This window comes from Segatella copri (assembly GCF_015074785.1).
In the GTDB taxonomy this organism is placed as follows: Bacteria; Bacteroidota; Bacteroidia; order Bacteroidales; family Bacteroidaceae; genus Prevotella.
The window spans coordinates 313,667-338,519 of the sequence record NZ_CP042464.1; the positions used below are offsets into that span (position 1 = coordinate 313,667).

Annotated in this window: 21 protein-coding genes and 1 pseudogene; 10 read left to right on the plus strand and 12 right to left on the minus strand. The window is 44.9% G+C overall.

Translation table 11 applies throughout. The annotated features are described in order from the left end of the window. Positions 1-15: 15 nt before the first annotated feature. From secA to FO447_RS01300, 3 genes are all read right to left on the minus strand, one after another. A complete protein-coding gene (gene secA / locus FO447_RS01290) occupies positions 16-3,354 on the minus strand; it encodes a preprotein translocase subunit SecA (protein ID WP_022120998.1) in 3,339 nt (1,112 codons plus the stop codon). 169 nt (positions 3,355-3,523) lie between these two features. Then, positions 3,524-3,883 carry a hypothetical protein gene (locus FO447_RS15920; protein ID WP_234699036.1) on the minus strand — a complete coding sequence of 120 codons (360 nt, stop codon included), beginning with the start codon at positions 3,881-3,883 and terminating at the stop codon, positions 3,524-3,526. 71 nt (positions 3,884-3,954) lie between these two features. Then, positions 3,955-5,232 (minus strand): Lnb N-terminal periplasmic domain-containing protein, encoded by a 1,278-nt coding sequence (locus tag FO447_RS01300; RefSeq protein ID WP_234699037.1) that lies wholly within the window; start codon positions 5,230-5,232, stop codon positions 3,955-3,957. A gap of 165 nt (positions 5,233-5,397) precedes the next feature. On the opposite strand from FO447_RS01300, the gene FO447_RS01305 reads away from it, so the two are divergent. From FO447_RS01305 to FO447_RS01320, 4 genes are all read left to right on the plus strand, one after another. After that, entirely contained in the window at positions 5,398-6,678 is a 1,281-nt protein-coding gene (locus FO447_RS01305) for a hypothetical protein (protein WP_153085030.1), read from the plus strand. Between the two features lie 82 nt (positions 6,679-6,760). Further along, positions 6,761-7,387, plus strand: coding sequence for an LPS export ABC transporter periplasmic protein LptC (gene lptC / locus FO447_RS01310; protein ID WP_437182716.1), 627 nt, complete (start codon positions 6,761-6,763; stop codon positions 7,385-7,387). 19 nt (positions 7,388-7,406) lie between these two features. Further along, the gene (locus tag FO447_RS01315; RefSeq protein WP_117727113.1) at positions 7,407-8,678 is read left to right on the plus strand and encodes a hemolysin family protein; all 1,272 of its coding nucleotides are present in this window, start codon (positions 7,407-7,409) and stop codon (positions 8,676-8,678) included. 176 nt (positions 8,679-8,854) lie between these two features. Beyond that, a complete protein-coding gene (locus tag FO447_RS01320) occupies positions 8,855-11,005 on the plus strand; it encodes a peptidylprolyl isomerase (protein WP_200757337.1) in 2,151 nt (716 codons plus the stop codon). A gap of 117 nt (positions 11,006-11,122) precedes the next feature. Here the strand turns inward: FO447_RS01320 and FO447_RS01325 are convergent, their stop codons facing one another. The 3 genes from FO447_RS01325 to rfbA all read right to left on the minus strand — a co-directional run bounded on the left by FO447_RS01325 (position 11,123) and on the right by rfbA (position 15,118). After that, positions 11,123-11,551 carry a BT0820 family HAD-type phosphatase gene (locus tag FO447_RS01325; RefSeq protein ID WP_006846429.1) on the minus strand — a complete coding sequence of 143 codons (429 nt, stop codon included), beginning with the start codon at positions 11,549-11,551 and terminating at the stop codon, positions 11,123-11,125. Between the two features lie 83 nt (positions 11,552-11,634). After that, positions 11,635-14,178: a GumC family protein gene (locus tag FO447_RS01330; protein WP_118152633.1), complete on the minus strand. Its 2,544-nt coding sequence runs from the start codon at positions 14,176-14,178 to the stop codon at positions 11,635-11,637. Positions 14,179-14,242: 64 nt separating this feature from the next. Next, entirely contained in the window at positions 14,243-15,118 is an 876-nt protein-coding gene (gene rfbA, locus FO447_RS01335; RefSeq protein WP_118152635.1) for a glucose-1-phosphate thymidylyltransferase RfbA, read from the minus strand. Positions 15,119-15,346: 228 nt separating this feature from the next. Between rfbA and FO447_RS01340 the strand changes: the two genes are divergently transcribed. The 5 genes from FO447_RS01340 to FO447_RS01360 all read left to right on the plus strand — a co-directional run bounded on the left by FO447_RS01340 (position 15,347) and on the right by FO447_RS01360 (position 19,070). Then, entirely contained in the window at positions 15,347-15,997 is a 651-nt protein-coding gene (locus FO447_RS01340) for a hypothetical protein (RefSeq protein ID WP_118065623.1), read from the plus strand. An 88-nt stretch (positions 15,998-16,085) separates the two neighbouring features. Beyond that, positions 16,086-16,379, plus strand: a complete 294-nt coding sequence (locus FO447_RS01345) for a hypothetical protein (RefSeq protein ID WP_022120986.1) — start codon at positions 16,086-16,088, stop codon at positions 16,377-16,379. Positions 16,380-16,390: 11 nt separating this feature from the next. Beyond that, complete coding sequence (locus FO447_RS01350; RefSeq protein ID WP_022120985.1) at positions 16,391-16,690, plus strand: cell division protein ZapA; 300 nt, start codon at positions 16,391-16,393, stop codon at positions 16,688-16,690. A 28-nt stretch (positions 16,691-16,718) separates the two neighbouring features. Next, on the plus strand, positions 16,719-18,254 hold the full coding sequence (gene rny, locus FO447_RS01355; protein WP_117586134.1) for a ribonuclease Y: 1,536 nt from the start codon (positions 16,719-16,721) through the stop codon (positions 18,252-18,254). A gap of 117 nt (positions 18,255-18,371) precedes the next feature. After that, complete coding sequence (locus FO447_RS01360; RefSeq protein ID WP_200757340.1) at positions 18,372-19,070, plus strand: tRNA 2-thiocytidine biosynthesis TtcA family protein; 699 nt, start codon at positions 18,372-18,374, stop codon at positions 19,068-19,070. A gap of 141 nt (positions 19,071-19,211) precedes the next feature. Here FO447_RS01360 and FO447_RS01365 read toward each other — a convergent pair whose 3' ends face one another. The 4 genes and pseudogenes from FO447_RS01365 to FO447_RS01380 form a co-directional block, all read right to left on the minus strand. After that, entirely contained in the window at positions 19,212-20,114 is a 903-nt protein-coding gene (locus FO447_RS01365) for a transglutaminase-like domain-containing protein (protein ID WP_200757342.1), read from the minus strand. A 16-nt stretch (positions 20,115-20,130) separates the two neighbouring features. Further along, positions 20,131-20,295 carry a hypothetical protein gene (locus FO447_RS01370; protein WP_153073933.1) on the minus strand — a complete coding sequence of 55 codons (165 nt, stop codon included), beginning with the start codon at positions 20,293-20,295 and terminating at the stop codon, positions 20,131-20,133. Between the two features lie 10 nt (positions 20,296-20,305). After that, positions 20,306-20,473: pseudogene (locus tag FO447_RS01375) on the minus strand (PD-(D/E)XK nuclease family transposase); the annotation flags it as partial. A 108-nt stretch (positions 20,474-20,581) separates the two neighbouring features. Further along, complete coding sequence (locus tag FO447_RS01380; RefSeq protein WP_200757344.1) at positions 20,582-21,250, minus strand: Crp/Fnr family transcriptional regulator; 669 nt, start codon at positions 21,248-21,250, stop codon at positions 20,582-20,584. Positions 21,251-21,461: 211 nt separating this feature from the next. Here FO447_RS01380 and FO447_RS01385 point away from each other — a divergent pair, with 211 nt between their 5' ends. Further along, positions 21,462-22,466: an Rpn family recombination-promoting nuclease/putative transposase gene (locus tag FO447_RS01385; protein WP_200757346.1), complete on the plus strand. Its 1,005-nt coding sequence runs from the start codon at positions 21,462-21,464 to the stop codon at positions 22,464-22,466. A 98-nt stretch (positions 22,467-22,564) separates the two neighbouring features. Here the strand turns inward: FO447_RS01385 and FO447_RS01390 are convergent, their stop codons facing one another. Both FO447_RS01390 and hcp read right to left on the minus strand, forming a co-directional pair. Then, the gene (locus FO447_RS01390; protein WP_089542967.1) at positions 22,565-23,092 is read right to left on the minus strand and encodes a hemerythrin domain-containing protein; all 528 of its coding nucleotides are present in this window, start codon (positions 23,090-23,092) and stop codon (positions 22,565-22,567) included. A 33-nt stretch (positions 23,093-23,125) separates the two neighbouring features. Further along, positions 23,126-24,769: a hydroxylamine reductase gene (gene hcp / locus FO447_RS01395; protein ID WP_200757348.1), complete on the minus strand. Its 1,644-nt coding sequence runs from the start codon at positions 24,767-24,769 to the stop codon at positions 23,126-23,128. Between the last annotated feature and the right edge of the window lie 84 nt (positions 24,770-24,853).

Here is a 24,853-nt window from a genome sequence, read left to right on the forward strand (position 1 = left end):
CATCATTTTCTGTGATTACAGGTTTCTGCCGTGGCAGTTCTTAAACTTCTTGCCGCTTCCGCATGGACATGGGTCGTTAGGACGTGGCATGTGCTCTGCACGGTAAGGAGTGCGGTTTACCTGTGCGCCCTCTCGGGTATCCTGGTTAGCAGCTGCCTCCTGTGCCTCACGCTCTGCATCCAAATCTACCTTGCTTTCTACATAGTTCTGCTGAGTGTGCTGCTCAGGAGCTGCCTCCTGAACTGGCTGCTCTTGCTCCATTACTGGAATCTGACCACGCATCAGGATACTTGCAATACGGTCGTACATGTCATTGATCATGGCATCCCAAACCTTGGCACTCTCCAACTTAAAGATGAGGAGAGGATCCTTCTGCTCGTAGCTTGCATTCTGTACAGAGTGCTTCAGTTCGTCGAGCTTGCGGAGGTTCTCCTTCCAGTCGTCATCGATAATCTGGAGAACAACGCTCTTCTCAAACTCCTTAACTACGTTCTTAGCCTCGCTCTCGTATGCCTCCTTGAGGTTGCAAGGAATATTGTACATGCGCTTGCCGTCTGTGATAGGCACCATGATGCGCTCGTATATAGCACCCTGGTTTTCGTATACCTGCTTGATGATAGGCATAGCTGTAGCCTGGATGCGGTCTGTCTTACGCTTGAATGTAGCCATAGCCTCCTGGAAAGCACGCTCTGCCAAATCCTCACGTCTGCCGTTCTCATACTCATCCTCGTTGAATGGAATCTCCATAGCGAGAACTTTCAGGAACTCTTCCTTGGCACCGAAGAAGTCGTTGTTGTTGACGATGTTCAATACGCGGTCCCAGATGATGTTGGCAATATCCATACCGATACGCTCACCCATGAGGGCGTGGCGACGCTTCTCGTAGATAACGGTACGCTGACGGTTCATCACGTCATCATACTCCAAGAGGTGTTTACGGATACCGAAGTTGTTTTCCTCAACCTTGCGCTGAGCACGCTCGATGCTCTTGCTGATCATTGGGCTCTCGATACGCTCGCCATCCTCGAAACCGAGACGATCCATAACCTTGGCGATACGCTCTGAAGCGAACAGACGCATCAGCTTATCCTCCAATGATACATAGAATACAGAAGAACCTGGGTCACCCTGACGACCGGCACGACCACGGAGCTGACGGTCTACACGGCGGCTCTCATGACGTTCTGTACCGATGATGGCAAGACCACCTGCAGCCTTTACCTCAGGAGTCAGCTTGATATCGGTACCACGACCTGCCATGTTGGTAGCGATGGTTACGGCACCCTTACCGTTTACTGAGCGACCTGCCTCGGCTACAATCTGAGCCTCCTGCTGGTGCAGCTTAGCGTTCAATACATTATGAGGAATGTTGCGCATCTTCAACATCTTGCTCAACAACTCAGAAATCTCGACAGATGTTGTACCTACCAAGACTGGGCGGCCAGCATTACGTGTTTCCTCGATTTCGTCGATAACTGCACGATATTTCTCGCGGGCAGTCTTGTATACACGGTCATCCAAGTCCTTACGCTGGATAGGGCGGTTGGTTGGAATCTCAACAACATCGAGTTTGTAGATATCCCAGAACTCACCTGACTCTGTACTTGCTGTACCGGTCATACCTGCGAGTTTGTGGTACATACGGAAGTAGTTCTGAAGTGTGATGGTAGCAAAGGTCTGTGTAGCAGCCTCTACCTTTACGTGCTCCTTAGCTTCAATAGCCTGGTGCAAACCATCGCTCCAGCGACGGCCTTCCATGATACGTCCTGTCTGCTCATCCACAATCTTCACCTGTCCGTCCATGACAACATATTCGTCGTCCTTATTGAACATGGTGTAACCCTTCAGGAGCTGCTGCAAGGTGTGAACACGTTCGCTCTGTACACCATAGTGAGCCAGCATCTCGTCTTTCTTGTCAAGACGCTCCTGGTCGGTAAGGTCTGTACGTGCCTCGAGTTCACTCATTTCTGTTGTGATATCAGGCAATACGAAGAGTTCCTTGTCGTTTACCTGCTTAGCCAACCAGTCGGTTCCCTTATCGGTAAGGTCGGCAGAATTCATTTTCTCGTCTACTACGAAGTACAATGGCTCAGTAGCCTTAGGCATCTCACGGTTGTTGTTTGCCATGTAGTACTCCTCGGTCTTCAGCAGACCAGCTTTGATACCTTCCTCAGAAAGATACTTGATCAATGGCTTGTTCTTAGGCAATGCCTTGTAAGAACGGAAGAGTGCGAGGAAGCCTTCATCAAGGAGTTCCTGATTCTTAGCTTTTGTACCTTCGTTAATCTTCTGCTTAGCCTCGGCGAGCAATTCTGTAGCCTGCTTGCGCTGTACCTCGTAAAGTTTCTCAACCAATGGCTGATACTGCTCGAACATCTGATCATCGCCCTTTGGAATAGGACCAGAGATGATCAATGGGGTACGGGCATCATCAATCAATACTGAGTCGACCTCATCGACGATGGCGTAGTTGTGCTGGCGCTGTACCAGGTCGGCTGGGTTGGTAGCCATGTTATCACGAAGATAATCGAAACCGAACTCGTTGTTGGTACCGAAGGTGATATCTGCCAGGTATGCCTTGCGACGCTCGTCGGAATTAGGACGGTGCTTGTCGATACAATCTACAGAGAGACCGTGGAACATATAGAGAGGTCCCATCCACTCAGAGTCACGCTTAGCCAAATAGTCGTTCACGGTAACGACGTGAACACCATTGCCAGTCAAGGCATTCAGGAAGATAGGTGTTGTACCTACAAGGGTCTTACCCTCACCGGTAGCCATCTCGGCAATCTTACCCTGATGGAGAACAACACCACCGAAGAGCTGTACATCGTAGTGAATCATTTCCCACTTCATATCATTACCGCCGGCTGTCCAGTGGTTGTGATAGATAGCCTTGTCGCCATCGATGGTAACGAAGTCGTTAGCTGGATTAGAAGCCAACTCGCGGTCGAAGTCGGTAGCAGTAACTATTGTTTCCTCGTTCTCAGCGAAACGGCGAGCAGTATCCTTAACGATAGCGAAAACCTGAGGCAAAACCTCGTTGAGGGCTTCCTCATACTTGTCGAGTGCTTCCTGCTCTAACTTGTCGATCTGGTTGAAGATACCTTCACGCTCATCGATAGGAGTGTCTTCAATTTTAGCCTTGAGTTCAGCAATCTTAGCCTTCTCTTCCTTGGCGTACTCCTGTACGTACTTCTGAAGTTCTTTTGTTTTTGCACGAAGTTCGTCATTGCTTAAGGCCTGCATCTTAGGATACTCTGCCTTGATCTTTTCTACGATTGGCTGGATCAACTTCATATCGCGAGTTGACTTGTTGCCAAACAATGACTGGAGAATTTTGTTAAAGTTCATTGTATATTTATTTTTTATTATTATTCGATGATGTTTGGGAGTAAAATCTCCTGTTGTTTATTACTAGCTTGCAAATTTACTAAAAATATCTGTAAATCTGCAAGGAATTGCCAATTATTACCTGTTTTTATGGCAAATCTTCTGAGTTTTGCTTACAGAAAGCATAAAATCAGCAGTTTGGACCTCGAATAACAATACTCCCATACGGAACTTTGTATCTATGCTCCGTAGGGGAATCATAATAAATATGTGAATGAATGTCTGTCAGAATGTCAGAAGAATTGGCGGCAAGTGTTGCCGCCAGGATAGGATGATGCGTTGCGATGCTCTCATCTTCTGATGCCGCTTTGATGGCTTTGAGCACGCAGAGAATGTCCTCCTCCAATGCCTTCGCCTCCGGTTGCTGGATGAATTCATCGTAGGATATATCCGTAAGCGCAAACTTCAGCGCCTGCTGATAAGTCTGCGCCTCCATGCCGGTTGCCGCCAGGACAACCAAAAGGGCTGTGATATATCTGTTTACCATCATTGTTGTTTATCTTCTTCTTCTGTACGGAAAACGATATTGTGCCAATCGTTTCCTTACGTATATTTTAATGTCTATTTATTCTTTCTGAATTTCTTTACGATATGCTTCTGCAAACCATAATTGTTTGGACTTAAATCCATCATGGTCGATTTGACGCAGTATCTCGCTAGCAAAGAAAGTGCCAAAATACTCATACCCTCAGCATAGTTCTGCCATATCTGCATGAACAGGGCAATGAGCAGAAGCCATCCCAGAAGTTCGAAATACCAATACTGACGACCTGCTTTCATCCTCTTGACAGTCTTCCAGGCAAAGATGAGGTTGAGCGGATTCAGTATCAGAATCTGGAAATTTATCTGTACGGTAGGATGCTGCGAGAAGATCATGGTAAAGAGAATCAGTCCCGGTAATCCTGTCAGGACAAGCAGGATGGCATCAAACCACCAGTAGTTTTTCTTTTTTACACATTCTCTTACCGTTGTTCCTATGATGATGATTGCCAGAGCTATGGCTATCATTTGTGGTGTAACAGGAGTATCGTCTATTATTTGTGCCTGGGCTGGGATAATATCGGATGTTTCATCTACCAGAGTGATATAGCCGCTGGCACTTGTTGCATTGGTCTTGCCGTCTGCAGTCTGAGATGCATCAATAAAGTCGGTTCTTCCTTCTGTGGCAAAGTCCTTGCTCAGATTGTCTGGCAAGAATTCCCATTCTCTTTGTGTGATAGGGCGGTCTGCCTGACAACCCAAAAGAAGGTCATTGCCGAATCTTGCCCAGCGGTGCTGTCCGTTGAGTTTGTGAATCTCTTCCCTGTAGGTAAAAGTGGTAGGGGTATCTTTAAAGTTGGTACTCTGGTTCCCAATGTTGGAGAGAATCATCTCGCGTGCCCGGGTCGTACAGTTATCATAGAAGAAATTGTAGCGGTATACGCGGTTCTCCGGCTGTGCATTCTTGTCGATGCTTCTCAGAATTCCCAGTTTCTCTGTACGGGAGAGACGGAGGCGCTGCTGTCTTACCCATCTGCCTTCATGTGCATATTCGGCAATGAAGTCGCTCATCGGGTAGATGCCAATCTGATAGTCGGTGAGTCCGAAAACAAAACGGAGTACGAAGCAACTTTGGTTAAAACTAAACATACCCCAGTTGACGGCAACATCCGTTCCCATAGCTTTGTTCTGGATGCGTAGAGCGGTATGTCCATAATACGACCACACCTCCTGACCTGGTCCGCAAGTCAGGAGAGAAATGTCAACAGAATCGAGCCACGCAGTAGCTTCTTCATTGACACGACTGTTCTGCACAGAAATATCAGAGTCTTTGTCTCTTGAAAAATCCTGTGCAGCCACTTCAGTAGTTAAATTGATTAAAATTACTGCTAAAATGGCACTAAAAATATGCTTAAAACGTTTCACGATGCAAAAATACCTTATTATTTTCAATTATCCTTCTTTTTTCTAGATTTTTTTTAATACTTTTGCACTCTGAATATAATTTTGAATGATTATTAAAGAATGAGAAAGCTTTTTTTAGCAACCCTATTGTTGGGTTCAGCCCTTATGGTTAATGCCCAAAGTGGTACTAATTCGCCATACAGCCAGTATGGTCTTGGCATCTTGTCGGACCAGACTTCTGGTTTTAATCGCGGTATGAATGGAGTCGGTCTTGGCTTTCATGAGCATAATCAGGTAAACTATCTCAACCCTGCATCTTATGCTTCGATTGATTCGATGACTTTCATCCTTGATGCCGGTATCTCTGGTCAGGTGACAAATTTTGAAGAGAATGGTGTGAAGAAGAATGCCAACAACTCAAATTTTGAGTATGTTGTTGCAGGCTTCCGCTTGCTGCCACATGTAGGTATGAGCTTCGGTATCATTCCTTTTACCAATGTTGGCTATAATTATTCTGCATCAGAATGGGTGAATGCTGACAAGGAAGCTTACTATACTAATACTTATTCCGGCGATGGTGGTTTGCATCAGGCATACATCGGTGCGGGTTGGGAACCGGTCAAGGGCTTGGCCGTAGGTGCCAACTTCTCATATCTCTGGGGTAGTATAGACAGAAGTGTAGCAAACAGCTACAGCAATTCTTATTACAAGACCCTCACCCGCTACTATTCTATGCAGGTGAACAGCTATAAGGTTGATTTCGGTGTACAGTATACCCATCAGTTCTCAAAGAAAGATTGGGCTACCGTGGGTGTCACCTTCTCGCCAGGACATGGTCTCGGGGCTTCTGCTGATATGAAAATCATTTCTAATGATACCCAGAACGGTGTTACCGATACCACCGCTTACTCTATCGGCAAGGCTTACAAGTTGCCTACCATGATTGGTGCGGGTGTGATGTGGAATCATAACAACCAGTGGAAGGTTGGCTTTGATTACAGTCTGCAGAAGTGGGGTAGCTTGGGCTATCCTAGTTTCGATGGAACCAACTACGCCTTGAAAAATGGTATCTACAAGGATAGAAGCAAGTTCAATCTCGGTGCCCAGTATTGCTATGGAGAACGCAGCCGTGCTTTCTTCAAGCGTGTTCAGTATCGGGTAGGTGCCAGCTACGCCACACCTTATTATAAGATGAATGGTGTTGATGGTCCGAAGGAAATCTCTGTAAGTGCCGGTTTCGGTATTCCTATCATGAACTCTTATAACAACCGCTCTATGCTGAATATCAGCGGTCAGTGGGTGAAGAGTTCGGCTAAGGATCTGATTAAGGAAAATTCTTTCCGTATCAATATCGGATTCACATTCAACGAGGATTGGTTTAAGAAGTGGAAGATGGATTAATCTTCCACTTATATATAATAATGTATAGAATCTCTATATAATAATGTATAGAATAAAAGGCTCTTATGTTGTCGGTATCCTGATGTTCCTGATTTTGGCTGGTTGCCAGAACCAGGTAGAACATACTGCGCCCGCCATCCGTCCGCAAGACTCGGTGGCGATGATGACGTCGTATGGCGTAAATACATTGGTAAGCGACTCTGGAGTTATGAAATATCGCATCGTAACAGAACGGTGGGAGGTGAATACCAGCAAGAATCCATCTTTGTGGATCTTTGATAAGGGACTTTTGCTGGAGCAGTTTGATGAGAAATTCCATATTAATAGTTATATCCAGTGTGATACAGCTTATTATTATGATCAGCAGAAGATATGGAAACTTTATGGTAGGGTGAGCATCCTGACCAAAGATGGTTTGCGCTTCAATAGTGAGCAACTTACCTGGGACCAGAATAAGCACGAATTGTCAAGTAACGTATCCAGTAAACTTGTTACTCCTGAAAGAACGCTACAGGGTTCTCATTTCTGGAGTGATGAAAAGATGACGCGCTATTATGTGAGCAATTCGAAGGGTAGCTTTGAAAAGGGAGACCTGACTGGAGGTGGTGGTGGTGCCGATACGTTGAGCAGCCAGCCTGATTCTGTCAAGAATAACTTCCGTCAGCCGGCTACACCAGTCAGAGCCACTACGATTCCTATCATGCACTAATTAAAAAGAAAAAGATATAATGAATGAACAGGTGGATATGAGTTTAGTCGTAGGCATTCTCATTACGATGGTCTTCTCTGCATTCTTCAGTGGAATGGAGATTGCCTTCGTCTCTTCCAACCGTATGTTGGCGGAGATGGATAAGGAGAAAAACGGCCTTACGCAACGACTGTTATCTTTGTTTTATAATCATCCGAATGGCTTTGTCAGTACCATGCTCGTGGGCAACAATATAGCCCTTGTAGTTTATGGTATTCTGATAGCCCGTCTTTTTGACAATACGATTTTCGCAGGTTTTGATGCAGCCTTTACGGTGCCTGCAGATACCATTCTGTCTACGCTGATAGTACTCTTTACAGGTGAGTTTCTGCCAAAGACGCTTTTCAAGTCTAATCCGAACCGCTTGCTTTCTATTTTTAGTCCGATAGCTTATCTGTGCTATGTGGTATTGTGGCCTATCAGCAAGTTCAGTACTTTCTTGAGTAAGTGCCTGCTGCGTCTGGTGGGTATGAAGATGGATGCAGAGGGGACAGATGAAGGCTTTTCTAAGGTAGACCTTGATTATCTTGTGCAGTCAAGTATCGATAACGCTACCAATGAAGATGAAATTAATGATGAGGTGAAGATATTCCAGAATGCCCTTGATTTCTCCGATACTAAAGTACGCGACTGTATGGTGCCCCGTACTGAGATTCAGGCTGTTGAAATGGATACTTCTCTCGAAGAACTGCAGCAGAAATTCATAGAGAGCGGTAATTCGAAAATCATTGTATATGAAGAGGATATAGACCATATTGCGGGATATATTCACAGTTCCGAACTCTTCCACCATCCTTCACGTTGGCAGGATCATATCCGTACACTTCCTTTTGTGCCGGAAACGATGCAGGCGCAGAAACTGATGCAGACTTTTTTGCAGCAGAAGAAGTCTTTAGGTATCGTTGTAGATGAGTTTGGCGGTACTAGCGGTTTGGTGAGTCTGGAAGATATCGTGGAGGAAATCTTTGGTGATATAGAAGATGAGCACGATTCAGCCAAATATGTAGCTAAGAAAACCGATGATGGTGACTATCTCCTTTCTGCACGACTGGAGATTGACAAGGTGAACGATATGTTTGGTCTTGAACTGCCGGAAAGTGATGAATATATGACTGTAGGTGGTTTAATACTGCATGAATATCAGAGTTTTCCTAAACTCAACGAGGTGATTAAGTTTGATAACTTTGAGTTCAAGATTATCAAGTCAACATCCCGTAAAATAGAGCTTGTTAAACTCCATATCATCAAATAGCTGAGCGGGAAAAGGGAATTTTTTGCTTTTTTTGAGGTAATAGTCAAAAAAGATAGCAAAAAATTCCCTTTTCTCGTATTATTTTTGTATTTTTGCAGACAATTGGCTACTAGCATCAAAAGTGGTTCAATCTAAACTTAGGAAAAAATAAAAATAATAATAATAATTAAAACGTAATGGCAGCATTAGGAACAATTAGAAAAAGAGGCGTGATACTGGTTTGTATCATCAGTTTCGGCCTTTTCGCCTTTATTGCCGAGGAAGCTTTCCGCTCTTGCGATTCAGCAAAGAATAATGAGCGCCAGCAGATTGGTGAAGTTTTGGGCGAAAAAATCAGCGTGCAGGATTTCCAGAAGCTCGTTGATGAGTATTCAGAAGTTATTAAAATGCAACAGGGTCAGGAAAATCTTCCTGAAGAGCAGATGAATCAGGTGAAGGATATGGTATGGAATACCTACATCCAGAACCAGATTATCGCTAAGGAAGCTAGCAAGTTGGGTCTCACTGTGACCGACGAAGAGCTTCAGGACATCTTGAAGACAGGTACTAACCCTATGCTTCAGCAGACTCCTTTCGTTAATCAGCAGACTGGTCGTTTCGACGCATCTTCTCTCCAGAAGTTCTTGGCAGACTACAAGGCACAGAAGGCTAACCCATCTGCTAACGCACAGATGATGGATCAGTATACCAAGATTTACAACTACTGGTCATTCATCGAGAAGACTCTCCGCCAGCAGACTTTGGCTCAGAAGTATCAGGCTCTTCTCGCCGGTTGCTTCCTGTCAAACCCTGTAGAGGCAAAGATGGCTTTCAAGGAGGAGAATGAAGAGAGCCAGATTCAGTTGGCTGCTTTCCCTTACTCTGACATCCAGGATGATAAGGTAAAGATTTCTGAAAGCGATCTGAAGGCTAAGTATGATGAGATTAAGGCACGCTTCAAGCAGCCTGTTGAGAGTCGCGACATCAAGTTCGTTGATATCGAGGTGCAGGCTTCTAATGCAGACCGTGCTGCTCTTAACAAGGAGTTTGCAGGTTATCACTCACAGTTGGCTGCTGCTGCAGATCCTACAGAGGTTGTACGTAAGTCAGCTTCTACTGTAGCATATCTTGGTATTCCTGTTTCAAAGGATGCTTTCCCACGTGATATCGCTGCTCAGCTTGATTCTATGGCTGTAGGTTCTACCTCTACTGTAAAGGCTAATGCCGGTGACAATACATTGAACATCGTTAAGTTGGTAGCTAAGCAGGAATTGCCAGATTCAGTACAGTATCGTGTTATCCAGGTTGCTGCTAACTCAGTAGCTGAGGCTAAGACTAAGGCAGATTCTATTCAGGGCGCTATTGCCGGTGGTGCTGATTTCGAGGCTATCGCTAAGAAGTATGGCCAGACAGGTGACAAGGCATGGATGACTACCAAGCAGTATGAGTATGCCCAGTCTATGGATAAGGACAACAAGACATTCATCAATACATTGAACACAGCAGCTGTCAATTCTTTGAACCAGCTTCAGCTGGGTCAGGGATATGTAGTTCTTCAGGTTCTTGACCGCAAGGCAATGGTCAGCAAGTATACTGCTGCCGTTATCAAGAAGCCTATCGACTTCTCTCAGGGTACTTACCGTACAGCTTACAACAAGTTCTCTAGTTTCGTAAGTGCTAATCCTAAGTCAGAGGATCTCTTGAAGAATGCAGCTAAGGAAGGTTACAAGGTTCAGGACTTGAAGGATATTACAACTTCTGTTCACTATGTAGCAAACATCCATTCTACACGCGAGGCTTTGAAGTGGATTTTCGATAGCAAGGAGGGTGAGATTTCACCTCTCTATGAGTGTGGTGACAACAACCACCTGTTGGTTGTGGTTCTTGATAAGATTCATCATATCGGTTATCGTGATTTGAATGATGCAGTTGTCAAGGAGACTGTTAAGGCAGAGGTGCTCAAGGATAAGAAGGCTGAGATGATTGAGGCTAAGTTGAATGGTGTTAAGAACATCGCAGCTGCTAAGGCTAAGGGTGGTAAGGTTTCTTCTGTAAACCAGATTACTTTTGCTGCTCCTGTATTCATCGCAGCTACTGGCGCTAGCGAGCCAGCTCTCTCTGGTGCTGTTGCAGGTACTAAGAAGGGTGCTTTCTCTGCTCATGCAGTGAAGGGTAACGCTGGTGTTTATCTCTTCCAGGTTACTAACAAGACTAACCGTCCTGTTAAGTTCGATGACAAGACATACGAGCAGAAGTGCCGCCAGAAGGCTATGCAGTATGCAGGTAACTTCATGAACGAGCTTTATCTGAACGCTCATGTAGTAGATAACCGCTACTTGTTCTTCTAATTCAGACTAGTAAATTCATTCCAATAAAAAAAGGTGTATTGCTCTTGGCAATACACCTTTTTTATTTATTGGGATATCTTTTATTGTATCTACAAGAATATCTTTTGGAGAAGCATTTTATCCGCGGCTCCACCAATGTTTCTTTTTGGGAGCTTCCTGCTGTTCGCCGAACTTCTGTTTCAGTACTCTGCGATAACTGGTATGGTTGGTGATAATCTGATAAATCTCCCCCCAATCAGGCAAACCGCCGATACCTCGGTCGTCAATGAACCAGTCGGCTTTGAGCTTGCGGGAGAAGTGGTTATTGTTCTCCAGACTCTCTTCAGGATAATCCTTGTTTACAGCCCAGAATTCAACTCCTCTTTCTCTACACCATTCTACTGCCTCGTCCAGGAGCTTTCCTTCGCGTACGCTCCATAGAATAAGCTTGTGGTGGTCTCTAATCAACATCTTTAATGTTTCTGTTGCGAAAGGTAGCTCTGTACCAATCTTCGGGTACTCGTGGGTTACGATTGTACCATCAAAATCTACTGCAATTGTTGCCATATAGTCTTAATGTTTTTAAAATCTAAAAGAGTCTTCCTATCTGGATAGAAAGACTCTTTTCTTTGTTGTATGTATGTTCTTGATTACTTCTTGATACTGTTGTCGTTGGCATTGCCATAGTGGCTGTTGCTATAGTTGCCATAGCTGCCATACTGGCCGTAAGTTCCATATTTGCCATACTTGCCGTATGATCCATAAGAACCATAGTTGCCATATTTACCATATTTGCCGTACTTACCGACACCATAATAGAAGCTGTGCTTCTTCTTAGAGAGGTCGACGCCATTGAGTACTAAGCACATGTTAGGCAATTTATTCTCGGCTTTCAAACCATTGATCATGCCGAAACTAGCCTTTGGAGTATAATCTGCGCGGCAGACGTATACACAGAGATTAGCCAGACGTCCAAGCTGCAAACTGTCGTTTACAAGACCTACAGGAGCCGTATCGAGGATAACATAGTCGTAATGTTCCTTCAACTGACTGATAATGTCGTCAAGGCTTGCTCTGGTTACTAACTCTCCTGGGTTAGGAGGAACAGGACCAGCCATAAGGAGGTCGAGTTTACTGTTGATACCCGAAGAGAGAATCTGTTTCTGAATGTCATCCCATGTATTATGGTCGTGTATAATCAGATTGGTGATACCATTATGGTGGTTGTCAATCTCGAAGAGCTCTGCCAGACGTGGCTTGCGGATATCCAGACCTACCATGATAACCTTCTTGCCCAGCAAGGCGAGCGAGATACCGATATTGGATGCCACGAATGTTTTACCTTCACCTGATGTAGAAGAGGTAAACATCATCACCTTCTCACCTTCTTTCAGCATAAACTGAATATTGGTACGCAGGCCACGGAAAATCTCCTCCATCAGGTTGTTTACATTCTGGTGAACCACAATGTCAGCCTTTCCTTCCTTCTTGGCAGCGTCGCTTGCCACAGGAATATCGGCAATGACAGGTATCTGAGTGAGTTTCATCACGTCTTCATGTCCCTCAATCTTGTACTTGAAGAATTCTCTCAGGAAGAGGATGCCGGCAGGGATTGCAATACCCAGTACCAGTGCTATCAGCATAATGATAGGATTCTTAGGACTAACCTTTCCTTCCAATGAAGGAGCATCGATAACCTTACCCTTGTCTGCCGTTGCTGCTAGCGAAATGGAGTTTTCCTCACGTTTCTGAAGAAGCATCAGGTAAAGACCAGATTTTACTTCCTGCTGGCGACCAATCTGTGTAAGAACTCGCTCTTGTTCTGGCGAGTTACCTATCTGGCTGGCATACATGGCAGCTTGTTTGGCAATGCTGTTACGCTGGATTTCCATACCAAGCTTAGCCTGGCGCATGGCGCGCTTGATAGATTTTGTAAGGTCATCCAACTGGGCTGATAATGGTGTGACGGTTGGAGAATTCTCACTGGCAGAATGCAACATCTGGTTGCGGTTCAGAGCTATCTTGTTGTATTCGTTAATCAACTCTGTTGAACTTTCATCAGTCAGACCTACGTTTGATGGGATAGGCTGATATCTGTTGCCAGGTTCGTTCATGTATTTGCCAAGCTCATTCAGAAGTTCAACCTGTGTGTTAGCCTCCTGGAGTTTCTGGGCGTATGTGTCTGAGTTAGCGATGGCAGCTGTTGCGTTGAGCTTCATCTCTACAACATTGTTACGCTTCTTGTAGCTTTCGAGCTGGCCTTCTGTATTGCCCAGTTCGTTGTTGATCTTCTCCAGACGCTGGTTGATGAACTGTTCTGTGCGGAAAGAAATTTCATTCTTGTCCTCGTTGGCCTGGCGGTTATAAACATTTACCAGAGTTCTCAGATAGTCGATACTGCGCTGAGGATCTTCATCTTTCATCACCAGTTCGGCTATGGTTGTGGTCTTTGAAGTTTGGCTGACAGTCAGTGCTTTTGTATAGCCCTTAGCCGCCATTTCTGGTGACACGATAATCACCTTCAGGCTCTCACCGTCTTTTAATGCGTATTTGCCGTTCTGAGTGAAGTGGAGGGTTCCTACACGTGTATTGATGCTTGCTGGCAGACCAGCTAAAGTCTTTTCAATCTTTACAGGATCCTTCTGATAGGAGAAGGCATCTACAGGTATGTAGTATGAACCTGTAACCTGATACTGGCTGCCAGTTTTCTCTATAAGAAGCTTGATAGGAGCATTCAGTTTCTTGAGATGAGCCAGGTCTAAGTCAACGCTGACCTCCTGCTCTTTGTAGACTAACTGATCCCTGAAGGTTCCTTTATGGTAATAGTTCACGTAGCATTTCATGTCTACTACAGCCTGGTTAGCCAAGTCTTGAGCCGAAAGAATTTCAATCTCATTGTCTATACCGTTTGAGTTTGAAATAAAACCGAGGTTTGCAGCATTCTGAATCATGCTGTTACCCATTCCTCTGTTCTTTCTCTGGTCGTCATCCTTTATCAGTACCTTGGCGGTTGCCTGGTATTGCGGTCTTGCATGGCGTATGTAGAGATATCCCAATCCCAAACATACAATGAGTGATAGAACGAACCATTTCCAGTTGAGGATAAGAGTAGAATAAATCAGCTGGAAGTCAATAGATGACTTTTCTTCCTGCTCTTGATCACGTCCTAAATCAAAGTTCTTTGTTTCTTCCATTATTTTATATTCTATTGTGTTTACACCTTTTTATATTTGTATAAGATAAATGATAGAATCTGTGCTATCTGCTTGCCGCTAGTTCTTTCAGATACTGTCCATACCCGTTTTTGAGCATCGGTTGGGCAAGTTTCAGCAACTGTTCTTTGTCAATCCATCCTTGTTTGAATGCGATTTCTTCCAGACATGCCACTTTCAGACCCTGTCTCTTTTCGATGACTTCTATAAAGGTGCTGGCTTCCGAAAGGCTATCGTGGGTACCGGTGTCAAGCCAGGCGAAACCGCGCTGTAAGGTTCTTACCTTCAGAGCCTTTTCTGTCAGATAGTGCTGGTTTACTGTTGTTATTTCCAACTCACCTCTTGCGCTAGGCTTGATGTTCTTAGCCACATGCACCACGCTGTTTGGATAGAAATAGAGTCCTACAACCGCATAGTTGCTCTTAGGCATATCCGGTTTTTCTTCTATGCTCAGGCAGTTGCCGTTTTCATCAAACTCTGCCACACCATATCTTTCCGGATCGTTGACATAATAGCCAAATACGCTTGCCAGTCCTTCTTCTGCAGCTTTTACGCTTTCCTTGAGTAAACCCGTAAAACCGGCTCCATAGAAAATGTTGTCACCCAAAACCAGACAGGCTGTATCATTACCGATAAACTTCTCACCAATGATGAAGGCTTGAGCCAGACCGTCGGGTGATGGCTGTTCTGCATATTCGAAGTGTACACCCAATTCGCTGCCGTCGCCTAACAGACGTTTGAAACCAGGCAAGTCGAATGGGGTAGATATAATCAAAATCTCCTTGATTCCTGCCAACATTAGCACGGAAACAGGGTAGTATATCATTGGCTTATCAAAAATTGGTATCAATTGCTTACTGATACCTTTGGTAATAGGGTAAAGTCTTGTACCCGAACCTCCCGCTAATACGATTCCTTTCATATCTTCTCTATTTCTAATATAATGAAGTTGGATAGTCTTAATCTTAAAAACGCGGCAAAGTTACTAAAAAAAGTTGAATGCGTGAAATCATAAGCCATAAAAATGCATTTTTTGATAAAAAAAACACCGTTTTAGATAAAAAACATCGCTTTGATTTGGGTATTTACTGATTTTATTGTATTTTTGCAGAACAATTTAAATAGATATAGAAAATAAAATAATAAAGGAATGGGAATTTTTGCAAAACTATTCGGTCGTAAAGACGACGATAAAAAGGTAGGTGGAATGGAAGATTACATGACCTTGGTCCGTGTATACTTTCAGGCTGCACTTGCTTCTCAGTTAGGTATCACCAATTTGGCCATGTTGCCAGACTTGCGTGTCTTCAAGACAAGTCTGCATGTTCCGACGGTCAACAATCGTCTGGGTATTGGTGAAAAGGCACAGGTGAAGAAAATGATGAAGAATATCTATGATACGGATGATGCCTTCTTCAAGGAAATAGATTCCAGTATCCGTAAGAACTGCCACAAACTGCAGGATGTAAACGTATATCTCATCCAGTTCCAAAACTTTACGCAGGATCTGATGATGCTGATGGGCAATCTGATGAAGTTTAAACTCCGTTTGCCTAGCTTCATGAAGAATTCGCTATATAAGATGACTGCTAAAACTGTAGAAGATATCTTTACCAAGAACGATTTCTCTGATGCCAGTGTGCTGAAAACCGTGCTTCAGTTGCGCCAGTTCAACAAGCGCTTGGCATTCAGCCAGCAATGGGTAACCGACTTTACCTTCCAGGTATTGATGCTTGCCAAAAAAGAGCCACGTCCATCAGATGAAGACGTAGAAAAGGCGAAGCAGAAGATGGGAAAGTAACAAATGTTGCGCCCAAAATGAAAAAAAATAGCAGAATATTTGTTTTATTCAAATAATTCTCTTAAATTTGTAGCCAAAAATAATAGTCATGAGTGCAAATGAGAAAACAATTAATACGTTTGCCACAAGAGTAAGGCAGATGATTCTTAAGTTTGACGAGGTCAAGCAGGAGAATGCTGAACTCTATGCGATGGTGGATGAGCGTGATGCCAAAATCAAGGCATTGGAGGAAAAGTTGGCTCAAGCGCAGAGTGATTACGACAGCTTGAAGATGGCGAAGATGATGACGATTTCTGACAATGATATGGAAGCTACTCAGAAGCGCATCGCCAAGCTTATCAGAGATGTCAATAAGTGTATCACACTATTGGGTGAAAAGTAAAAATCGGAACGATGGCAGAACAAGAACAAGATAAATTACTCATACGATTACACGTCTATGATACAGATCTTTCGGTAAGAATACCTAGGGAAGACGAGGAGTATTATCGTAAATCAGCTAAGCTGATAGATGATATTGTAAACTCATATACCAAGATTTTCAAAGGCAGAAAGAGCGATAAGGAAATCCTGTATATGGCGCTCATTGATGTGGCATTGAGATATGAGAAGGAATCGGATCGGAATGATACGAAACCTTATGATGATATTCTTGAGAAGCTTACCTCCGAGATTGAAGACGCTTTGAAATAAGAATATTAATAAACATATATATAATATAATGATAGTAACTATTATAGCAGCCTTGGTGGCGCTTGTTATCGGCGGTGCTGCTGGGTATTTCATTTTCCGTTATGTCATTAAGGGAAAATATAATGAAATGATAGAAGCTGCCAACAAAGAGGCAGAAGTAGTAAAAGAGAAGAAGCTTTTGGAAGTGAAGGAGAAATTCCTCAACAAGAAGGCGGAACTCGAAAAAGAAGTGCAGCAGCGTAATTCTCGCATCCAGCAGAATGAGAATAAGTTGAAGCAGCGCGAGATTTCTCTCAATCAGCGTCAGGAAGACCTCGGTCGACGCAAGATGGAGATTGATCAGTATCAGCAGCGTGTTGACAACGAGAAGAAACTCTTGTCTGTCAAGCAGCAGGAACTTGATAAGATGCAGAAACAGGAGCAGGCTAAACTGGAAGAACTTTCTGGTCTGAGTGCTGAAGAGGCTAAGCAGAGATTGATTGAGAGTCTGAAAGATCAGGCTAAACTCGATGCTGCAAGCTATGTGAATGAGATTATGGATGATGCCAAACTCAATGCTAACCAGCAGGCTAAGAAGATTGTGATTCAGACAATCCAGCGTGTTGCTACTGAAACAGCTATTGAGAACTCTGTCAGCGTTTTCCATATCGACAATGATGAGGTGAAGGGACGTATTATCGGTCGTGAAGGTCGTAACATCCGTGCCTTGGAAGCTGCAACTGGTGTAGAAATCGTAGTGGATGATACTCCAGAGGCAATCGTTATCTCAGCCTTCGACCCTGTTCGTCGTGAGGTTTGCCGTCTGGCTCTCCATCAGTTGGTTGCTGACGGCCGTATCCACCCAGCCCGTATCGAGGAGGTGGTAGCCAAGGTGAAGAAACAGTTGGATAATGAAATCATCGAGACTGGTAAGCGTACAGCTATCGACCTCGGCATCCATGGTCTGCACCCAGAGTTGATTCGTATCATCGGTAAGATGAAGTACCGTTCTTCTTATGGTCAGAACCTCTTGCAGCATGCCCGTGAAACAGCTAACCTCTGTGCTGTCATGGCTTCAGAATTGGGCTTGAATCCTAAGAAGGCTAAGCGTGCCGGTCTTTTGCACGATATTGGTAAGGTGCCTGATGAGGAGAGTGAATTGCCACACGCATTGTATGGTGCCAAGATTGCAGAGAAGTATAAGGAAAAACCAGATATCTGCAATGCCATCGGTGCTCACCATGATGAGATGGAGATGAACACATTATTGGCTCCTATCGTACAGGTTTGTGATGCTATCTCTGGTGCTCGTCCTGGTGCCCGTCGTGAGATTGTAGAGGCTTATATCAAGCGTTTGAACGATCTTGAAGCTATCGCCATGAGTTATCCTGGCGTAACCAAGACTTACGCTATCCAGGCAGGTCGTGAGCTCCGTGTCATCGTTGGTGCGGATAAGATGAACGATGAAGAGAGCATCAAGCTTTCTGATGAAATCGCAACCAAGATTCAGAATGAGATGACTTATCCTGGTCAGGTTAAGATTACTGTGATTCGTGAGACTCGTAGTGTAGCTTACGCTAAGTAAGATAGAATTATATTTGAAGTTTAAATTGTCGTTTCTCTTCTGCAAGGTAGAGAGATGTATCTTGATAAAGCCGTACTCTGTTTATAGGGTGCGGCTTTTCTTTTCCCTTTTCAGAATATGATGAAAGCAGAACAGAAAGTATTAAAGCGATTCAATAAAGGATGTGTTGACTATCATCTTTTGGAGGATGGGGACCGGATTCTCATTGCCTTGAGCGGTGGAAAGGATTCTCTGGAACTGGTGCGTCTCTTGGCTCAGCGTGCCCGCATCTATAAACCTCATATCGAAGTGGAGGCGGCGCATATCATTATGGATAACATTCCTTACGAGACCGACCGTTCTTATCTGCAGGCATTTTGTGCAGAGAATGGCATCAAACTCCATATCCTGCATAGTTCTTTCGATGAATCCACCGATCCCCGAAAGACCCGTTGCTTCCTCTGTGCCTGGAACCGTCGCAAGACGCTCTTCGAGTTTGCTGTAAATAATGGTTTTAACAAGATAGCCTTGGGCCATCACATGGATGATATCCTCGTTACCCTGCTGATGAACATCACCTTTGAGGGTTCTCATTCCACCATGCAGCCCAGTCTTCCTTTAAAACATTATCCGCTCACCATCATCCGCCCCCTTTGTCTGGTGCATGAGGCGGATATCCGTCAGGTGGCAGAAGAGTTGCATTTCACCAAGCAGAAGGCGTTGTGTCCTTACGAAGAGACTACTCGCCGTTCGGATATGCAAGCCGTCTTCCTTCATTTGGAGCAGCTGAACCCAGAGGCGCGTTACAGTCTTTGGCGCTCTGTCTTTATGGAATAAAATATAGTAGAAAAAGCAATAAAAAACGAAAGTACTTTCATGAGCACATGAAAGTACTTTCGTTGGACAATGAAATAGGCTTCATTTGCCATTGAAGCCTATTGTATTTGTTCCTGGGGTAGATCTAGTAAATGGCAGTTACTAATTTTGGGGAGCTGCCCAGAAACGTGAAGTATCTGTTGTCAGTACTGAATGGTCGGGAAGTTCAAAACCTTTGAATCCAGAAGGAACAAGCACGATATGGCGATTATTGTTTCGATAAGCAGGATTATTATCTTCGCGACCATAGCCTGTTGTCTCCCAAGTATCAAACCAGTATAAGTTTTTTGCCCAATATGCCCTGTAATAAACAAAATCATTATCTGAATTCAAGAGAGGACGGTAAACGATTTCTCTGCCGTCAATATATCGCTCACGCATTTCTGCAAGAGAAAGTGGAGTGCCTTTTTCATCTTCTGCCCAAGCATTCATATCCGAGTCTAGCATAGCCCATTTCTGTAATTCTGGCAGCCACACCAGGTTAACAACATGGCAGTCGGAATCCTCGGAATCTGCGGGATGACAAGTTACAAAGCGGTTTACAATACCCTCAGACAGCAATAGTTCGTGTAAGAGGATGGAGTGTAATCGACAGTTGAATGCAGGCTCTATCGATCGAGTGTATTTCCAGAGATCTATAGCATTACGTCTCTTAGGATTAATCTTTTGATTGGCATGAGGAATGTTTTCCGCTACAAAACGTGCCAGTGAAATGGCCTTGTCCCATGTTGGCATTGTGGAAGATACAACAGTATCGAGTTTGAAATATTCACGGATTTTTTGTGATTGGACAGAATCTTTCTGATATGCAAAATTATAGGACGTAGTATCTGGTACATATTTGCCAGCGTCTTTTAATTTTTCTACCATTTCATTCTTCAGCGAATTGCAAAGATAAGCTTCCACTTGTTTATTGAAAACAAAGCGTGCCAACAGTAATGTTGCTACAGCTATGAGCAGGATTCCCAAGATGCTCCAGCCTACCAACTTGATTTTTTCCTTCATTTTTTTATTCTATTAGTTATTTCATTTTTTCTATCTGTTCCTGGGTTAGTCCGGAATACTTCTTGATTAGATTGATGTCAACACCATCGGCAAGCATGTTCTTGGCAATTTCCAAGGCTTTCTCATTCTTACCTTCTTGCTTTGCCGTATCAATAGAGTTTTTGATATCACGATATGCCATCTTACTTGCCTCCTACGTGCTCTGGATTCAGATACGACACGTCCTTCACAACCTGTCTGCCATTAAACAAGCTGTTGAGGAAGCTGATGAGCAAATCCTTGTTCATTGCCGTTCCGAATATTCGCTTGAAGCCGAAGTCGGTCAGCAAGCTGATGTATCTTTCTTCTACCTGTTTCATACGCCATTCGTTTAGTTCAACATCTAGTTTCACTGCAAAATTACGCTTTTTTTCAAAAAAACTCTTAATAAACTGTTAAAAAAATGATTGAACATTCATTCCTGCTCCTTATTTCATTTCATCCGAGTTGAGTATGGTGATGGTCTTGCCCTCAATCCTGATGGCACCCTTCTCCTCGAATTCGGAGAGGCAGCGGAGGAGCGAGAACTTCTGGATACCGAAGATATCCGCCATTTCCTGGCGGCTGACATCCAGTCGGATGGTTCTGCTCTGCTGTTCGGTAGCCATCTTGATGAGGTATTGCGCCACCTTCTCCTTGACGGAGAAAAGGGAGAGCATGCGCATTTTCTGCGAAAGGAAGATATCTATCCTTGACAGGTGCTGGATGAAGTTCCAGCGTATGCGCTCATCAGTATCTATTAGCAGTTTCAGTTCCGAAGGCCTCATACGCAGGAGGGTGGTCTTCTTGCTTGTCTCCACGCTTACGGGCATCTCGTTATTATGTGCGAAGATATAGGCAGGGGCTATCAACATCGATTCTCCCAGCCTATCTATCTGAGCCTGCTTGCCCGACAATCCCGACATGCGGGCTATCATCTCCCCCTCGACAATGATGTCGGCATATCTGCAGGGCATTCCTGCCAGCACATAGGTTTCCCTGGCAGCAAGCTCCACCATCCGGTAGCTTACCATCGACAGTGCCTCTCTGATTTCCTCTGGAGTAAACCCCTCAAACACCGTGCATTTCTGCAAGGTAACGAATATTGATTCTTTCATACATTTAAGTTTTATATTCAATAACGCATTTTCCCCCGATTTATTGTTTGCTCCATTTAGAATCTTGAAGGCAGAATCTCCACACGCCCTATAAGAGTGGAATCTTACTAGCTAAAGTTCTGGTAATAAGCAAGAAAAATACGAAAAAACTTTGGTGTCTTAAAATAAAGTCGTAACTTTGCAGCTGAATATTAATAAATGGAGGAAGAATATGGCAAATTATATCAGATTTGACTGGGCGATGAAGCGCCTGCTTCGCAACAAGGCAAACTATGCCGTGCTGGAAGGCTTTATGTGTTCGCTGCTGAACGAGAAATTCAAGATCAACCGATTCCTGGATAGTGAGAGCAATCAGCAGACCGAGAATGATAAATTCAACAGAGTGGATATCCTGGCGGAAAATGAGAAGGGAGAATTCATCATCTTCGAGATACAGAATACCCGTGAACATACCTATTTCCACCGTATGCTCTATGGAGTTTCCAAGGTCATCACAGACAATATCAGTCTGGGCGATGATTACGACAAAGTGCGCAAGGTATATTCTATCAATATCGTGTATTTCACATTGGGACAGGCTAAGGATTATGTATATCATGGCAAGACGATGTTCCAGGGACTGCATCAGCCGAATGATATTCTGAAACTCTCCAACCGACAGAGTGAACTCTTCTTCGGTGATGAAAACCCTCAGGGGCGCAAGACTAATCGCGAAGCCGGAGACATATTCCCGGAGTATTATCTGCTCTGCGTGAACAACTTTGACAAGCTGGCGGTGAACAATCTGGATGAATGGATCGAGTTTCTCAAGACCGGCGAGATCAGCGAGGCAGCCCAGGCCCCAGGTTTGGCAGATGCCCGCAAATGCCTGGATATAGATAAGTTGACCGTAGCGGAAAAGAATGATTATGTCCGTCACATGGAGAATCTGCGCTATCAGCGCAGCGTTATCAAGACGGGGTATGATGATGGCTGGCAGAAAGGTCTTGCCGATGGTCGAGAAGAAGGACGAGAAGAAGGTCGTGCTGAAGGACGAGCTGAAGGACGAGCTGAAGGACGAGCTGAAGGACGAGAAGAAGGACGAGAAGAAGGTCGTGCCGAAGGAGCCAAAGATGAGAAGAAGGCTACAGCCCGTCGTCTTCTTGCAATGGGCTTGTCTGCCGAGCAAGTGGCAGCAGCAACCCAGTTGTCATTAGATGAAATCAAGAAATTATAGCTGCTTTTTGCAATAGATAAAGGGAGATTTCGCCAAGAAATCTCCCTTTATTGTTGTATGCTCTGCATGGACGTTGTCTAACGGCTGCAAATTCTCCCTTAACTCAGTAGCTGCTGTTCCAGCAGCTGACTGCGAGGGAAGATGATCTCATTCTCTATATAGACATGCTCGTTCAGATCTTCTGCGAAATTCTTCAGCAGACTCAGTAGCAACTTATAATCTCCGCTGGCATCAGCTGCCGGGGTGTAGTTGTTTGTGAGCTTTCTGAGGCGCTGCTGGCGCTTGGTCTCATTATCATGTTCCAGTATCATCACGTGAATAGGCATGGCTACAGAGCCGCAATGTATCGGCGCTGCAGGCTGACCCGTAAGCTGCGATTCCATCAGTTGATAGGTGAACGGAAAGAGAACCTGCTCTTCCTTCTGCAGATGGTTCTCCAGGTCAAGCATGCACTCGCTGAAGAGACTCTCTATTTCTGCCATTAACTGATTCTCACCCATCATCGAGTGGATGAGACTGAGGATTTCCGGACCCTTCTCACGGATTCCACGGTGATGAATCTTGAGGGCATAATCGATCAGCAGATCGGTTGGCCACTCCTCGAATTGATATTTTGATGCTCTCATATCCTATTGTAATATAAAATTATTAAATTCCTTTTATCCTATATATTTTTTGATGTCCTCTTCTACCGTTCCGTTTCCGGCAATGCCAAAGGTATCTACCAGTACCTTCAGTACGGCTGGTGAACAGAAGGCTGGGAGCGTAGGACCCAGATGGATGTTCTTTACGCCCAGATGCAGCAGGGCAAGAAGTACGATGACAGCCTTCTGCTCGTACCAGGCAATATTGAAGAAGATAGGAAGGTCATTGATGTCGCTGGCTCCAAAGATCTCCTTCAGCTTCAATGCCACAACCGCCCAGGAATAGGAGTCGTTGCACTGACCTGCATCCAGCACACGAGGAATGCCGTTGATGTCGCCCAGATTGAGCTTGTTGTACTTGAACTTAGCACAGCCGCTGGTGAGTATCACTACATCCTGAGGAAGCGCCTTGGCAAACTCCTCGTAGTAGTTGCGACTCTTCATTCTGCCATCGCAGCCACTCATCACCACAAACTTGCGGATGGCTCCGCTCTTCACTGCCTCTACTATCTTGTCTGCCAGGGCAAAGACCTGGGCATGCGCAAAACCGCCGATGATCTCGCCTGTCTCTATCTCCCTAGGTGGCTGGCAGGTCTTGGCAAGCGCAATCACCTCGGAGAAGTCCTTGTGGCCGTCGGCACCCGCCTGGATATGCTTCCAGCCAGGGAAACCGGTAGAGTTGGTGGTGAAGACGCGGTTCCTGTAGCCTGCCGATGGCGATGGCGGTACGATGCAGTTGGTGGTGAAGACTACAGGACCGTTGAAGCTCTCGAATTCCTCCTTCTGTTTCCACCACGCATTACCGTAGTTGCCCACCAGATGCTTGTACTTCTTGAGCTGCGGATAGTAGTGGGCAGGAAGCATCTCGCCATGTGTATAGACGTCGATGCCCGTGCCTTCGGTCTGGATGAGGAGATCTTCGATATCCTTCAGGTCGTGACCGGAGATGAGGATGCCCGGATTGCTGCCTGTGCCGATGTTCACTCTGGTGAGTTCCGGATTACCGTATGCCTGGGTGTTGGCCTTGTCGAGGAGTGCCATCACATCCACGCCGTACTTTCCTGTTTCGAGCACCACGCCCAGCAGCGTGTTCATATCAGCATCAGGGTTGCTGATGGTGGCGAGAGCACGGCAGATAAAGCTGATAATCTCGCTGTTCTCTTCTCCCAGATGGGCTGCGTGCTCGTAGTATGCTGCCATACCCTTCAGACCGAGCATGGTGAGTTCCTTGAGAGAGCGGATATCTGCATTCTCGTGGCGGAGCACGGATTCACGGGCGCCCTCTGCCTCATAGTCTGTCTTCTCGCCACCCCAGGTTACCTCCTGATAGGCAGGGAGGTGGATATTCATGCTTGCTGCCTTTTGCAGCAGCTGTTTCTTCAGTACGATGCCCTTATCTACCTTTTGCAGGATATCCTGGTCGTTGAAGTTGGCGTTGGTGATGGTGGTGAAGAGTGCATCCGTGAGGAAATGGGTTACCTCTGGTGTCGGTTCTTCGCTTATGCTATGCTGTATGGTTCCTATGCCACGAACCACGCTGAGCAGCAGATCCTGCCACTTGGAAGTTGTAGCCTCCTTACCGCAAACACCCTTGATGGTACAGCCTGTACCCTTAGCTGTTTCCTGACACTGGAAACAGAACATCTTGTTTTCTGCCATATTGCTATAAATTAATGAGTTATTTTAATGTTTTCTTCCAGGCGGCAATCTGCCATTCCTGGTTTCCGGCTGCAAAATTACGGC